This window comes from Pandoraea sputorum (assembly GCF_000814845.2).
GTDB classification, from domain to species: Bacteria; Pseudomonadota; Gammaproteobacteria; order Burkholderiales; family Burkholderiaceae; genus Pandoraea; species Pandoraea sputorum.
The window spans coordinates 515,602-529,173 of record NZ_CP010431.2; the positions used below are offsets into that span (position 1 = coordinate 515,602).

General features: G+C 62.6%; 13 protein-coding genes. 8 read left to right on the forward strand and 5 right to left on the reverse strand.

Features of this window, described 5'->3' with window-relative positions:
- Positions 1-13 precede the first annotated feature (13 nt).
- From NA29_RS02325 to NA29_RS02345, 5 genes are all read left to right on the forward strand, one after another.
- Positions 14-850: an ABC transporter permease gene (locus NA29_RS02325; RefSeq protein ID WP_052252453.1), complete on the forward strand. Its 837-nt coding sequence runs from the start codon at positions 14-16 to the stop codon at positions 848-850.
- Positions 851-863: 13 nt separating this feature from the next.
- Positions 864-1,658 carry an ABC transporter ATP-binding protein gene (locus tag NA29_RS02330; protein ID WP_095178512.1) on the forward strand — a complete coding sequence of 265 codons (795 nt, stop codon included), beginning with the start codon at positions 864-866 and terminating at the stop codon, positions 1,656-1,658.
- 44 nt (positions 1,659-1,702) lie between these two features.
- Complete coding sequence (locus NA29_RS02335) at positions 1,703-2,989, forward strand: dicarboxylate/amino acid:cation symporter (RefSeq protein WP_039395327.1); 1,287 nt, start codon at positions 1,703-1,705, stop codon at positions 2,987-2,989.
- 191 nt (positions 2,990-3,180) lie between these two features.
- Complete coding sequence (locus tag NA29_RS02340; RefSeq protein WP_039395330.1) at positions 3,181-5,181, forward strand: sensor histidine kinase; 2,001 nt, start codon at positions 3,181-3,183, stop codon at positions 5,179-5,181.
- Positions 5,181-6,530 carry a sigma-54-dependent transcriptional regulator gene (locus NA29_RS02345; RefSeq protein ID WP_039402096.1) on the forward strand — a complete coding sequence of 450 codons (1,350 nt, stop codon included), beginning with the start codon at positions 5,181-5,183 and terminating at the stop codon, positions 6,528-6,530. Before NA29_RS02340 ends, NA29_RS02345 begins: the two co-directional genes overlap by 1 nt.
- 61 nt (positions 6,531-6,591) lie before the next feature.
- On the opposite strand, the gene NA29_RS02350 is transcribed toward NA29_RS02345, so the two are convergent.
- The 3 genes from NA29_RS02350 to NA29_RS26195 form a co-directional block, all read right to left on the reverse strand.
- Entirely contained in the window at positions 6,592-7,254 is a 663-nt protein-coding gene (locus NA29_RS02350) for a carbonic anhydrase (RefSeq protein WP_224786738.1), read from the reverse strand.
- A 395-nt stretch (positions 7,255-7,649) separates the two neighbouring features.
- The gene (locus NA29_RS02355) at positions 7,650-8,174 is read right to left on the reverse strand and encodes a TlpA disulfide reductase family protein (RefSeq protein ID WP_039395336.1); all 525 of its coding nucleotides are present in this window, start codon (positions 8,172-8,174) and stop codon (positions 7,650-7,652) included.
- 96 nt (positions 8,175-8,270) lie between these two features.
- Positions 8,271-9,002: a thioredoxin domain-containing protein gene (locus tag NA29_RS26195; RefSeq protein ID WP_224786737.1), complete on the reverse strand. Its 732-nt coding sequence runs from the start codon at positions 9,000-9,002 to the stop codon at positions 8,271-8,273.
- Positions 9,003-9,099: 97 nt separating this feature from the next.
- Here NA29_RS26195 and NA29_RS02365 point away from each other — a divergent pair, with 97 nt between their 5' ends.
- Positions 9,100-9,648 carry a hypothetical protein gene (locus NA29_RS02365; RefSeq protein ID WP_052252454.1) on the forward strand — a complete coding sequence of 183 codons (549 nt, stop codon included), beginning with the start codon at positions 9,100-9,102 and terminating at the stop codon, positions 9,646-9,648.
- Positions 9,649-9,697: 49 nt separating this feature from the next.
- Here NA29_RS02365 and NA29_RS02370 read toward each other — a convergent pair whose 3' ends face one another.
- Positions 9,698-11,278, reverse strand: a complete 1,581-nt coding sequence (locus tag NA29_RS02370; protein WP_039402102.1) for a YifB family Mg chelatase-like AAA ATPase — start codon at positions 11,276-11,278, stop codon at positions 9,698-9,700.
- Between the two features lie 428 nt (positions 11,279-11,706).
- On the reverse strand, positions 11,707-11,955 hold the full coding sequence (locus tag NA29_RS02375) for an accessory factor UbiK family protein (RefSeq protein WP_039395339.1): 249 nt from the start codon (positions 11,953-11,955) through the stop codon (positions 11,707-11,709).
- A gap of 395 nt (positions 11,956-12,350) precedes the next feature.
- Here NA29_RS02375 and NA29_RS02380 point away from each other — a divergent pair, with 395 nt between their 5' ends.
- Together NA29_RS02380 and NA29_RS02385 are read left to right on the forward strand one after the other, a co-directional pair.
- Positions 12,351-13,196 (forward strand): TorF family putative porin, encoded by an 846-nt coding sequence (locus NA29_RS02380; RefSeq protein WP_039395342.1) that lies wholly within the window; start codon positions 12,351-12,353, stop codon positions 13,194-13,196.
- 13 nt (positions 13,197-13,209) lie between these two features.
- Positions 13,210-13,548 carry a P-II family nitrogen regulator gene (locus tag NA29_RS02385; protein ID WP_010804740.1) on the forward strand — a complete coding sequence of 113 codons (339 nt, stop codon included), beginning with the start codon at positions 13,210-13,212 and terminating at the stop codon, positions 13,546-13,548.
- Positions 13,549-13,572 lie beyond the last annotated feature (24 nt).

Consider the following 13,572-nt stretch of genomic DNA (forward strand, 5'->3'; position numbering starts at 1 on the left):
GCGAGGCGAACGGATGTCCGCAGTGCTCCCCCATTCGGGTGCTTCACGCGCCGCGCGTATGCTGCGCGGCGTGCTGATTCCGGTCGCGGTCGTGGTGATCTGGCAGATCGTCACCGGCCTGGGCTGGATCAACCCGATCATTCTCCCGTCGCCGCTCGCGGTTGTGACCAAGTGGTGGCAATACCTCAAACCGACCGTGGCGATGGCCGAAGGCTTCGGCGCGTGGCTCGAATCGAGCGAACTGCTCATGGACGCCACGCATAGCCTTTACCGCGTGATCATGGGCTTCATCGTGGGCGCAGGCATCGCGCTGCCGCTCGGTCTGCTCATGGGCACGAGCACGCGCGTCTACGGCCTGTTCAATCCCTTGGTGCAAGTGGTGCGTCCGATTCCCCCGATCGCGTACATTCCACTGGCCATTCTCTGGTTCGGTCTGGGCAATCCCCCCGCGTTCTTCCTGATCGCGCTGGGTGCGTTCTTCCCGGTGTTGATGAACACGATTGCCGGCGTGCGTCACGTCGACGGCATCTATCTGCGCGCCGCGCGCAATCTCGGCGCGGGTCAGCTCACGATCTTTCGTCGCGTGATTCTGCCCGCGGCTACGCCGTACATTCTGTCGGGCGTGCGTATCGGTATCGGCACGGCGTTCATCGTTGTGATCGTGGCCGAGATGATCGCCGTGAACAACGGCCTGGGCTATCGCATTCTGGAAGCGCGCGAGTACATGTGGTCGGACAAGATCATTGCCGGGATGCTGACCATCGGTCTGCTCGGTCTGGTGATCGACCTCGGCATGGATCGTCTCAACAACCACCTGCTCAAGTGGCATCGTGGTCTGGAAACCAAGTGAGGCGATGAACAACATGCTGATTCAAATCGATCACGTCAACAAACAGTTCCCGATTCCCGGCGGCGTCGTCGACGCGCTCAAGGACATCGACCTGAACATCAACGCGGGCGAGTTCGTCTGCCTGCTCGGCCCGTCGGGGTGTGGCAAGTCGACGCTGCTCAACGCACTCGCCGGCTTCGTGCAACCGACCTCGGGTGCGATTCGCATCGACGGTCGTGCCGACGCCGCCGCCGAGCCGGGCCCGGATCGCGGCATGGTGTTCCAGGAGTACGCACTGTTCCCGTGGATGACCGTGGCGCAGAACGTGGCGTTCGGTCTCGAAATCAAGGGCATGAAGCGCGCTGAGATCAACGAGCGCGTGAACCTGCTGCTTGGCAAGCTCAACCTGCGCGAGTTCCGCGACCGCTATCCGCGCGATCTCTCGGGCGGCATGCGTCAGCGCGTGGCGATCGCCCGCGTGCTCGCGCTCGACAGCCCGATCATGCTCATGGACGAGCCGTTCGGCGCGCTCGACGCGCTCACGCGTCGCACGTTGCAGGACGAATTGCTGCGCATTTGGGAGGAATTCAGGAAGACGATCATTTTCGTCACACACAGTATCGAGGAGTCGATCTATCTGGCCGATCGGGTCGTCGTCATGACGTACCGGCCGGGCACGGTCAAGCGAGACGTGGTCATCGAACTACCCCGTCCGCGCGACACGGCAGGCAGCGAATTCAATGAATTGAAGAAGGAGCTGGCCCAGATGGTGATGGAGGAGCAAATGCGCTTTGCGCAAAGCGAGATTCGCGGCGTCACCGCGGATTAATAAGAAGGGCGGCGGCTTGCCCCGCCGCCTGAAGAGGAAACAACATGCAAACCCAGACCAAAAAACCCTTTTACCGCATCCTGTACGTGCAGGTGCTGTTTGCCATTGTCGTCGGCATTCTGCTCGGGCACTTCCGGCCCGAACTCGCCGTCGAGATGAAACCGCTCGGTGACGCGTTCATCAAGCTCATCAAGATGATCATCGGTCCGGTGATCTTCTGTACGGTCGTGACCGGTATCGCCGGTATGGAAGACATGAAGAAGGTCGGCCGCGTTGGCGGCAAGGCGCTGATCTACTTCGAAGTCGTCTCGACGCTCGCACTTGTGATCGGCCTCGTCGCCACGCACGTGCTCAAGCCGGGCGCTGGCTTTAACGTCGATATCAATTCGCTCGATCCGAAGGCGATCGCGGGCTACGCTGCGAAGGCAGCGCACGGCGACACGTTCACCGACTTCCTGCTGCACCTGATCCCGAACACGATCACCGACGCGTTCGCCAAGGGTGAAATCCTCCAGATCCTCGTGATCGCTATCCTGTTCGGCGCAGCGCTTGGCGCGATCGGTGAGCGTGGCCGCGTGGTGACGAGCTGGATCGACAGCGTGTCGGGCGTGCTCTTCCGCGTTGTGCACATCATCACCAAGGTCGCTCCGCTGGGCGCTTTCGGTGCTATGGCTTTCACCATCGGCAAGTACGGTATCGCCTCGCTGGTGCCGCTCGCCAAGCTCATGGGTACGTTCTACCTGACGTCGTTCCTGTTCGTGATCGTCGTGTTGGGTCTGATCGCCAAGTTCACCGGTTTCTCGATCTTCCGCTTCCTCGCGTACATCAAGGAAGAACTGCTGATCGTGCTGGGTACGAGCTCGTCGGAAGCTGCGCTGCCGCACCTGATGGAAAAGATGGAAAAGGCTGGCTGCTCGAAGTCGGTGGTGGGTCTTGTGATCCCGACCGGTTACTCGTTCAACCTTGACGGTACGAACATCTACATGACGATGGCCGTGCTGTTCATCGCACAGGCGACGAACATCGACCTGACCTGGGGCCAACAGCTCACGCTGCTCGCCGTGGCGATGCTGACGTCGAAGGGCGCTTCGGGCGTGACCGGCGCAGGCTTCATCACGCTGGCCGCAACGCTGGCCGTGATCCCGACGATTCCGGTCGCCGGGATGGTGCTGATTCTCGGTATCGACCGCTTCATGAGCGAATGCCGCGCACTGACGAACATCGTCGGCAACGGCGTTGCGACCATCGTCGTGTCGGCCTGGGAAAAGGAACTGGACCGCAAGAAGCTGGCCGACGCCATGTCGGGCAAGCAAGGTCCGGAGCTGGCCTGACGGCCGGTGGCAGGGGCGGGCGGTGCTGCGTGTGATGTGTTTTGCGCGACACTGCCGACCGGTTCGCCGGGTCCCTGCCAACCTGTATCGACCGTACGTTCGCCACCGGGCGGCGCGGCACAGGCACAATAGCGCCTGAGCTTCGCCGCCCGGTGGTCCTTTGAGCATCTCACGCAACACCCTGTGCCCCAATGGCCACCCCGCACGACAACACGATCCGCGCCCGCCACACCCGCGGCAGTCACGCACCCCAGGGTGCCGCTGCGCGCGTGAGCCGCGAGGACGCAGTGGGCAATCGGCGCGACGAAGTCCCCATCGATCTCGAGAGGGCTGCCCCGATGCGCCGTTGGTCATGGATCGTCGTCATGTTGTTGGCGAGTGTCCTGTTTTGCTGGTTGACGTACGCCCTGAGTTGGCAGCGGGGTGTGGCCGACTTGCGCGTAAACGCCGGCGCGCGTGTCGAGCGTTACGCTGGCAGCCTGCGTAGTACCGTCGACCGCTACGAATTTCTTCCGTATCTGCTCTCGTTGCATCCGTACGTGCACGACCTGTTGCTCAATCCGAAAGACAAGGCCGTCGTGCAGCGGGCCAACGATTATCTGTTCGACGTCAATCAACGCGCCAAGGCATCGGCAGCGTACGTGATCGACGCGAACGGCCTGGCGCTTGCCGCGAGCAACTGGCGCGAGAAGGCGACATTTGTCGGACAGGAGTACCGCTTCCGTCCGTACTTCATCGACGCCATCAAGGGCGCATTCGGCCGCTTTTACGGCGTGGGCACGACCTCCGGCGAGCCGGGGTATTTCGTCTCCCAGCCGATTCTCGTTGACGGGCAGATCCACGGCGTCGTCGTGGTGAAGCTGAACCTGGAGTGGTTCCAGCGTGCGGGGGCGGACGCCTCCGAGCCGGTTGTCGTGGCCGACGACCATGGCGTGATCTTTCTGTCGTCCGAGCCGCGCTGGCAGTATCGTTCGCTCTCGCCGCTCGCTCCCGCCGTGAAGGCGGCGCTCGATAGTACGCGCCAGTATTACAACCAGAACGTCACGCCGCTCGCGTGGAGCGAGGACGAACGGCTCGACGCCGACGGCGAAGTCGTGACGGTGCACGACGGCAGAGGCGCGGGCAAGAACCGGCGATTTCTCGCCGTGCAGCGCAAGCTGGGTGAGCCTGACTGGACGCTCATGTATTTCGCGCCGCTCGATCAGGTGATCGCCAATGCACGGATCGCAGCGGTAGCTGCGGCGTGTCTGGCGGCGTTCACTTGTTTGCTGGGCGTGGCGTGGAATCAACGACGTCAGCGTGTGCGCGACATGCTCAAGAGCCGCGAACTGTTGCAGTCCGCCTACGCCGAATTGGGCGAGCGTGTCGCCGAGCGTACGGCCGATCTGCAATCGGCCAACGAGCGTTTGCAAACGGAAGTTCAGGAGCGTTCGCGCACCGAACACGAATTGCGCGAGGCCCAGAGCGAACTCGTGCAGGCATCGAAACTCGTGGCACTGGGGCAGATGGCCGCAGGCATCACGCATGAACTCAACCAGCCGCTCTCGGCCTTGCGCAGTTTCTCGGACAATACGCGCGTGCTGATCGAGCGCCGGGAGTACGACGCTGCGCAGGAGAACCTCGAAGCCATTGCGTCGCTTACCGACCGCATGGGCAAGATCACCGGGCAGTTGCGTCTCTTTGCGGGGCGTGCGCGGCGTGGTGACATGGAAGCCTCGGTGCAGCGAGCGCTGGACAATACGCTGATGCTGCTGCGCGTACGTCTGGCAGGTATTCAGGTGACGACCACCTTCGCGCGCGGCCTGGAAGATGTGCAGGTGGCGTGCGAGGGCTTGCGTCTCGAACAGGTGTTGATCAATCTGGTCGGTAACGCCATCGACGCCGTGGTGGGGGCGGCTAACCCGCAAGCCTCGCCGTCGATATGGATCGATGTGGACGCGGACGACCTGTGGGCGCGCATTTATGTGCGCGACAACGGGCCGGGCATTTCGGAGGCACATATGCCGCGTCTGTTCGAGCCGTTTTTCAGTACCAAGGAGGGCGGTCAGGGCATGGGGCTCGGACTCGCAATTTCGTCATCCATCGCACAAGAGAACGGCGGCCAGTTGGTCGCGCGCAACGTTCCGGGCGGTGGGGCTGAATTTCTCGTGACGCTGCGCCGCGTGCAACGCACCGGCGCGACAAACGCATGATGTACAAGAACCTCCAAATCCTATTTGTCGAAGACGACGAACTTGTGCGGCGTGCCACGCTGCAAAGCCTGCAACTCGCCGGGCTCGATGCCTTCGGGCTGGCGTCGGCCGAGGCGGCGCGAGAGCGCATCACGCCGGACTTTGCCGGTATTGTCGTGTCGGACATTCGTCTGATCGGCATGAGCGGGCTCGAATTGCTTGCGCATCTGCGTCAGCACGCCCCGGAAGTGCCGGTCATTCTCGTCACCGGTCATGGCGATATCTCGATGGCGGTGCAAGCCATTCGCGACGGCGCTTATGACTTCATCGAGAAGCCCTTCGCGCCGGACCGTCTGATCGAGTCGGCCAAGCGTGCGCTGGAAACGCGCAAGCTCATGCTGGAGAATCAGGCGCTGCGTCGTGAACTGGCGGAGCAGGGCGGACGCGCCTCGCGCATCATCGGACGCAGCCCGTCGATGGAGACGCTCCGCACGCTGATCGCCAACGTCGCCATGACGGATGCTCCGGTGCTCATCAACGGCGACACCGGCACCGGTAAGGAGTTGGTCGCCCGCAGTCTGCATGAGTTGTCGCGTCGCCGCGATGCACCGTTCGTCGCGTTGAACTGCGGTGCACTACCCGAGGCGATCTTCGAGAGCGAGATGTTCGGCCACGAGGTCGGTGCGTTTACCGGCGCGGCGAAACGTCGTGTCGGCAAGCTGGAGCATGCGTCGGGGGGTACGTTGTTTCTCGACGAGATCGAGAGCATGCCCGCAGCATTGCAGGTGAAGTTGCTGCGCGTTTTGCAGGACGGCGTACTGGAGCGTCTCGGATCGAATCAGTCGATTCGTGTGGACTGCCGCGTGGTGGCCGCCGCCAAGGGTGACATGGAAGCGCTCGTGCGCGAGGGGACGTTCCGTCGAGACCTCTTCTACCGCTTGAATGTGGTGACGCTTGCGCTGCCGCCGCTGCGCGAGCGTCGTGAAGACATTCTGCCGTTGTTCGAACATTTCATGCTCGATGCGGCCGTGCGTTACGGACGCCCCGCACCGGTGGTGTCGGACCGGATGCGTCAGGAGTTGCTCCAGTCGGACTGGCCGGGCAACGTGCGCGAATTACGCAACGCGGCTGACCGTCTCGTGCTGGGTGTGGCGAGTGCGCCGGAAGGGGAGTCGCTCGCGCCGCTGCCGCTCAAGGAACAGGTGGAGCGGTTCGAGCGGGCGGTGCTTCAGGAGGCGCTGGAACACAGCAAGGGCAACGTGGCCGCGACGGCTGAGGCACTACATGTGCCGAAGGCGACGCTGTATGAAAAGCTCAAGCGCTATGGCTTGCATACGCGCGGACACGGCGAGGGGGGCGACGGGCGTTGAGTCGTTGTCGGCGCGTTTCAGTCTCCGTCTCCCAGTGTCTCCCTGTATCGCTGCGTGGCGATCAAATCAGGTCGACCTTTCCGCTACCGAGACGGTACACGCCGCCAACGATCTTCAGCGCACCTTTCGCCTCCGCGTCTCGCAAGATGGCCGACGCGGCGCGCAGCGCGCTTATGTTATCCGACACATTTTGCGAGACGGCTGCCGCCAGCCGGTCGGGTGCTTTTTCAACCTTGCGAACCGTCAGAGACATTTGCTCGACGATCGACTGGATGCTGCCGGGGTAGGTCGTCCCTTTGAAGTGCGCGTTGAGTGCCGCATCGACAGCGCCACATTTGTCGTGCCCCAGCACGACGATGAGCGGCACCTTGAGCACAGCGACGGCGTATTCGAGACTACCGGTCACGTCGGTGCTGACGATGTTTCCCGCGACACGCGTGGTGAACAGGTCGCCGCGCACGCTATCGAATGCGTACTCCGGTGCGACGCGCGAGTCTGCGCAACTCAGCAGCGCTGCATAGGGGTTCTGTCCTTGCGTGAGCGATTTACGTTCGGACGCGAAATCATGGCGACGCATGAGCCCCGCGACATATCGCGCGTTGCCCTCTTTTAGTCGGGCGATGGCGTCGTCCGGCGTGACGACGTTATGCGGTTTGGGGACGGTCTTGTCAGCCCACGCGGACGTCGGGACGCTGCTCGTCAGCCCGGCGATTGTTGCGGCCAATGCGCTTGAACCGCGAAGGAAATGTCGTCGCGTCGAAGGTTGCGCCACCAGGGATTTCGTCTCGCACATCTTGCATCGTCCTAAAAGCAGGGGTTGGGGGGAGATGCATTCTTGCATGCGTCGCGTTCGGGGAATTGCCACCGGTCGCGCGACGTATGGGCCGCGTCGCCGGGAAAAGATGCACCGACAAGTGTTTGAGACGTTGCGTCCACCCCGGATGGGCTGTGAAATTTGGGAGGTTGCTTGCTTATTTCGTCCCGGGCTTCTGCTTTTGTGCAATGAAGGGCGAACGACGCATGTGTCGCCGAAAAGCAAAAAAGCGCCCTATATAACTAAAGGGCGCTTTTTGTCTTCAGTGAATCGCGCGAGAGGTGTTCCGCAATCAGGCCGATGATTTAGGCTTGTTTTGCGAGCGCGGTCTCGATGAGCTTGTTCAGTTCCGCGTACTCGGGTTCGCCGACATATTGCTTGAGCACCTTGCCGTTACGATCCACGACGAACGTCGTCGGCGTGAGCTGGACGTTGCCATATTGCTTGGCGACGCTGCCGTCGGAGTCCATCGCGACCTTGAACGGCAATTGACGCGACTGCGCGTAGTTCATCACGTACATCGGCGGGTCGTAGCTCATGGCCACTGCGACAAATTCCAGCCCCTGACCTTTGTACTTCTCGTACGTCTTCACCATCGTCGGCATTTCCTTCATGCACGTGACGCAGCTCGTCGCCCAGAAGTTGACCAGATAAACCTTGCCTTTGAGTTGTTCGGTGCCGAGCTTCTGACCCGAGAGCAACGTGAATGTCGCTTCGGGCGCTCGCTTCTGACCGGCGAACGTGAAGTACGCGGCAATCGCCACGGCGGCGATAACCACGACAGCGAGGATCTTGCCGAGAGGAGACTTGCGGGAGGTCGTAGCGCTCATGACACAGCGGTGTGGGTAAGGAGTTCGGTGGGGGGCAGAGGTCCGCCGTTTTGACGTCGATCCGCCCTCGATTTGTCACCGATTCTACTCTGAATCTCAGCGTGTCGTGGTGCCGCTGCCCGGGTGCAGACGGGCGCGTCCGCGTGCGATGGCGTCGTCGAGATATGCACCGTAGAAGTCCGGCAGACCTGCGCCGATCAACGGGTCTGCGACCGGCCGTCCGCTGGTATCGAGGAACAAAACCGTCGGCGACACCTTGACGCCATGGGCACGCGCCCACGCAACGCCGGTGGTCGTCGCGCCATCGAAATCGCGCACGGGCGTTGTGCTGTCCATGCCGATTTCGCGCACTTCGTACTTGCCGCTGCGCACGAGCGGCGCCAACTCTCGTTGGCGGATCGGGCCGCAATAGACGCAGTCCCGCAGCGACACGAGCACGATCAGCGGCGCGTCGAGCGAGGCCGCGCGACGCGCGTGCGCCGCGAAGTCGGTCGCCAGCGGTACGGCCGCCTGCTGTTTGGCCGCTGTCTTGTTATCGAGCGGTTTCGCCGCTGCACCCTCATGCGGATAGGTGACGCCGGTTGCCTGCGCGAGAACCAACGTCGAGGCGGTGGACGTCGGATGTCCCACAGACTGGTTGAAACTGTCGTCAGCGCTTTGCGTGCCTGGTGACGCGAAAGCGGCGACCGGCGCGATGAGCGGCAGTGTGATCACAGTGCTGGCGATCAGAGATTTCAGCAGCCGGGCGCGTCCCATCGCCCGCGGTGAAGCAACCGGTGCGGTCGGGGCGGACGAGGCAAGGGACGTGGAGGCGCAGGCGTGTGTCATGCCGCCGATGATACCGGGAACCGCGCCGAGCCGTTTTCCCTGCCGCACCGCATAGCGGATAATGGCGGCTTCCCATTCTCCAACCTCTCTGACGTCTATGAACCGCGTTGTCCGTGTCTGCGCTCTGCTTGCCGCGACCGTCGCGACCCTCGTGATGGCCGCGTGCTCCCCTCGCTACGATTGGCGTGAGGTCCATGACAAGGATGGCGCGTATGCCGTGACCTATCCCGCCAAGCCGACGCAAGATGAGCGCGAGGTGAAGTTCGCCTCCGGGCCGCTGCCGATGCGCATGCAGGCCGCACGCGTCGACGCTGCACTCTTCGCGGTGGGCGTGGTCACGCTGCCCAGCGATGACGCCACACTGCGCCAGACCGTCGTCGACGAACTGCAACACGGCTTGCTCGCCAATGTGAACGAGCGGCAGGTGTCGCCCTCGCAAGTGATGGTGCGTCAGGCGGGCGATGCGCCCTCGCTCCCGGGCATGGCGGTCTCTGCACAGGGCGTGGCGAGCGACAAAGCCGAACGTTACGTCTCCGCGCGTTTCGTCGGACGTGGCAACCACGTCTATCAGGCCGTCGTCATGGGGACGAAGGCACCCGGCAAGGAACAAGTCGATCAGTTCCTGGACTCGTTCACTCTGGAGTGAGCGGCGTACTTCAGGACGTGTTTATGCGCTCGGACGTCGGCGTCCCCATTCACGTCGGCGCTTCTCGATACTGCACCGCCTCGGCGATGTGAGACGCATCGATTGCGTCGCATTCTGCGAGGTCCGCCACAGTGCGTGCCACGCGCAACACCCGGTGGTAGGTGCGGGCCGACCAATGGTGTTGCGTCACCGCACGGTGCAGCACCTCCTGCGCCGCCGGTCCCAGTGGACATTGCGCTTCCAGCGCACGATTCGACAGACCGCAGTTCAACTGACCCTGACGCTTTAGCTGGCGCGTCTGCGCATGTCGTACTCGCATGGCCACGACTTCAGTGCGCTCGCCGGTGGCTGGAGCGGCGAATGTTTCCGCGCTGAGTGCAGGCACTTCCACGTGCAGGTCGATGCGGTCGAGCAACGGCCCGGAGAGCCGGTTGCGGTAACGCGCTACCGCGTCACTCGTGCATCGGCAGTTGCGTGACGGGTGCCCCAGGTCACCGCAGGGACACGGGTTCATTGCCGCCACCAGTTGAAATGCCGCGGGAAACGTCGCATGCCCACCGGCGCGCGAAATCGTGACATGCCCCAGTTCCAGTGGTTCACGCAGCACTTCCAGGACACGACGCTGAAATTCCGGCAGTTCGTCGAGGAACAGCACGCCGCGATGCGCCAGACTGATTTCCCCCGGTCGCGGCGTGCTCCCGCCCCCCACAAGGGCCGCCGCCGATGCCGTGTGATGCGGCGCACGAAAGGGCCGGCGTCCCCAATGCCGCATATCGAAGCCCTGCGCGCTCAGACTTGCGAGCGTTGCCGCTTCCACGGCCTGCGATTTGCAGAGCGACGGCAACAGGCCGACGAGCCGCGTCGCGAGCATCGATTTGCCCGTGCCGGGTGGCCCGCAAAGCAAAAGGTGATGGCCACCCGCCGCCGCCACTTCCAGCGCTCGTTTGGCGTGCTCCTGCCCTTTGATGTCGATCATGTCCGCGATGCTGCTGCCCGGGGGCGTGGCGCCCGGCGCGCTGACTCGCGCGACGTCGAGTTCGCCCCCCGCTGTGTCCGCTGCCCTGTCGTTAGGCGAACCCTGCACCACGGCACGTGGGAGCGGTATCGCGACATCCGGCGCCGCGAGGTGGGCGCAGACGTCGAGTAAAGCGCGTGCGCCATAGACCGTGGCTTCCTCCACCAGCGCAGCTTCTTGTGCGCTCCCGGCGGGAAGCACGAGCGCGCGTGTCGACGGCTCCGATGCCATCGCGCTCGCCATCGCCAGGCCACCGCGAATAGGGCGCAACTCGCCGGTAAGCGACAACTCGCCCGCGAACTCGTGCGTGCGCAACCCGGCCTCCGGTAACTGACCGCTCGCCGCCAGAATGCCGAGCGCAATCGGTAGATCAAAACAGCCCGACGCCTTCGGCAGATCGGCCGGGGCCAGATTGACGGTGATGCGTCGCGCTGGGAATTCAAACCGGCTGTTCTGCAACGCCGAGCGCACCCGCTCGCGACTTTCCTTCACTTCGGTATCGGGCAGCCCCACCAGCGACAATCCCGGCAAGCCGTTCGCCAGATGGACTTCGACTGTCACCGGACGTGCCGACATACCGGTGATCGCGCGGCTGCTCACCACTGCCAATGACATGACCTCTCCTCCGACGGCACGGATCGTGCCAATTTCCAATGACAACACGCCAGTTGTGTTGCCTCGATGTCGTCGATGGTCGCCCTTGAGCGCGGCAATGTGCAATGCCATATCCGTGCAAATGCGCGGCGACGGCGTGTTTTGGGATGGGGTGTGATGCGTGTCCGGAATTGCCCGTCAGTCAGCTAAGACTATTCCGATAAGCGTTCGCGAATTCATGAGGGATGAGAGCGCGTGCATCGGGCGCGACTCGGAAGAAGGGCGCTGACAGGGAAGCCGAAGGCGCGGGCTGACGGAAGGCGGAGCCTTAGGAGGTCGGGGGGGCAGGACTCGGGGTCGCGAAAAATGCGGAACGCAAACCACCGGGCACGCGCACGAGCGGGTGCGTGCCCATGTAACAAGGGGCGCTTTCGCGCCCCTTGGGATCTTCAGTCTTGCGCTTCGCTGCGCAGACCTTCGAGCTCGGCCACGCGCTTTTCCAGCGCTTCGAGCTTTTCGCGCGTGCGTGCGAGCACTTGCGCCTGCACGTCGAATTCCTCGCGCGTCACCAGATCGAGTTTGGTGAAGCCCTGACCCAGCAGGCTTTTGACGTTGCGCTCGATATCCTTGGCGGGCGATTGCTTGAGCATCTCGCTCACCTTGGCTTGCATGTCTTGCAGGATCTCGTTCGGTTTCATAAGCCTTCCTCTCGTCGTTTCTTTGCACCGATGTGGTGCTTGCACCGTCAACGTGCTTCGTCGTGCCAGCCAGGCCGGTGCAACGTGGTGCATTCCGACGCGGCCTCTCAATGTTGGCGCAACTCTAACACCGTTTTTTGCGACCAGCCACTCAAGCGGCCCGGCCAGCACCGGCCGCGTGCGCTTTTGACACGATTTACCGCGCTGAGTTGTTCCTGGCGTGTCGTTTGCGTGCCTCACGTCCCCCGGAATTTTGCCAATTTTTTATCCCGAAATCCGTATCTTGCGCGTCGCAGCATACGCGGTCGAAGGAGCTGGCACGGGAGTTGCTCTACTCAGTTCAGAACCTGCCGCACGCTGTACTAAGACGTGAAAGTCAACTTAAGGGGAAAGTGATGAGAAAAGTGTCAACTGCGATGGCTGGCTTTGTGTTCCTTGGCGCTATGACGGCGTCTGCCGGCGTATTTGCGCAAGCGGCCGCTGAGGGCGCCGCACCGGCAGCAGCACCCGCAGCACCACCGGCCGACGCAGCTGCGGCTGCCGCCGAACCGCTGACGATTACCGCCAACGTCGGTCTGTTCTCGGATTACCGCTTCCGCGGCATTTCGCAAACGGCCAAGCGTCCGGCGATTCAGGGTGGTTTCGATATCGCGCACGAGTCCGGTCTGTACGCCGGCGTGTGGGCGTCGAACATCAGCTGGATTTCGGACGGTAATTCCGCCGTCAGCGCACCCATCGAGATGGATTTCTATGGCGGTTGGAAGAAGGAAATCATTCCCGACTGGACCATCGATTTCGGTGGTTTGCAGTACTACTACCCGGGCACTTATCCGTCCGGCCAGTTTTACGCCCGTCCGCATACGTTCGAGTTGTATGCCGCCGTGGGCTGGAAAACCGTAACGCTGAAGTATTCGCACTCGATGACCCGTCTGTTCGGGCTGACGAGCCCCGATGGTCAGGACACGACCAACAGCGGCTATCTCGACCTGACGGGCACCTACGACATCGGCTTCTGGGGTCTCTCGGCCGTGGGACACGTGGGTCATCAGTGGGTGCACAACTTCAGCGCCGCAAGTTACACCGACTGGAAGATCGGCCTGTCGAAGGATCTGGGCAAGAACTTCAGCGTGTCGATCTCCTACGTGGATACGAACGCCGACGAGAAGTACTACACCGCCGCGAATTCCGGCAAAGTGCTTTCCAAGGCGACGGTCGTCGTAGGGTTGTCGAAGACATTCTAAGGAGCGACTCATCATGAAGCTGATTACCGCAATTGTGAAACCCTTCAAGCTCGACGAGGTGCGTGAAGCCCTCTCGAACATCGGCGTGGCGGGGATTACGGTGACCGAAGTCAAAGGCTTCGGCCGCCAGAAGGGCCATACCGAACTGTATCGGGGCGCAGAGTATGTCGTCGACTTTCTGCCGAAGGTGAAGATCGAGGCGGTAATCGGCGACGCCTTGCTCGATCAGGCGATCGACGCCATCGAGCAGGCGGCCCGTACCGGCAAGATCGGCGACGGCAAGATTTTCGTGTCAAACGTCGAGCACGTGGTCCGTATCCGTACTGGAGAGACCGGCGAAGACGCGCTGTAAAGGTCCCACATAAGAGACAACAAT

Coding starts and splice junctions, on each gene's coding strand:
- NA29_RS02325 (WP_052252453.1), top strand. CDS start 14: ATGTCCGCAGTGCTCCCCCATTCGGGTGCTTCACGCGCCGCGCGTATG.
- NA29_RS02370 (WP_039402102.1), bottom strand. CDS start 11,278: ATGTCATTGGCAGTGGTGAGCAGCCGCGCGATCACCGGTATGTCGGCA.
- NA29_RS26195 (WP_224786737.1), bottom strand. CDS start 9,002: ATGACACACGCCTGCGCCTCCACGTCCCTTGCCTCGTCCGCCCCGACC.
- NA29_RS02380 (WP_039395342.1), top strand. CDS start 12,351: ATGAGAAAAGTGTCAACTGCGATGGCTGGCTTTGTGTTCCTTGGCGCT.
- NA29_RS02345 (WP_039402096.1), top strand. CDS start 5,181: ATGTACAAGAACCTCCAAATCCTATTTGTCGAAGACGACGAACTTGTG.
- NA29_RS02385 (WP_010804740.1), top strand. CDS start 13,210: ATGAAGCTGATTACCGCAATTGTGAAACCCTTCAAGCTCGACGAGGTG.
- NA29_RS02330 (WP_095178512.1), top strand. CDS start 864: ATGCTGATTCAAATCGATCACGTCAACAAACAGTTCCCGATTCCCGGC.
- NA29_RS02335 (WP_039395327.1), top strand. CDS start 1,703: ATGCAAACCCAGACCAAAAAACCCTTTTACCGCATCCTGTACGTGCAG.
- NA29_RS02375 (WP_039395339.1), bottom strand. CDS start 11,955: ATGAAACCGAACGAGATCCTGCAAGACATGCAAGCCAAGGTGAGCGAG.
- NA29_RS02365 (WP_052252454.1), top strand. CDS start 9,100: ATGAACCGCGTTGTCCGTGTCTGCGCTCTGCTTGCCGCGACCGTCGCG.
- NA29_RS02340 (WP_039395330.1), top strand. CDS start 3,181: ATGGCCACCCCGCACGACAACACGATCCGCGCCCGCCACACCCGCGGC.
- NA29_RS02355 (WP_039395336.1), bottom strand. CDS start 8,174: ATGAGCGCTACGACCTCCCGCAAGTCTCCTCTCGGCAAGATCCTCGCT.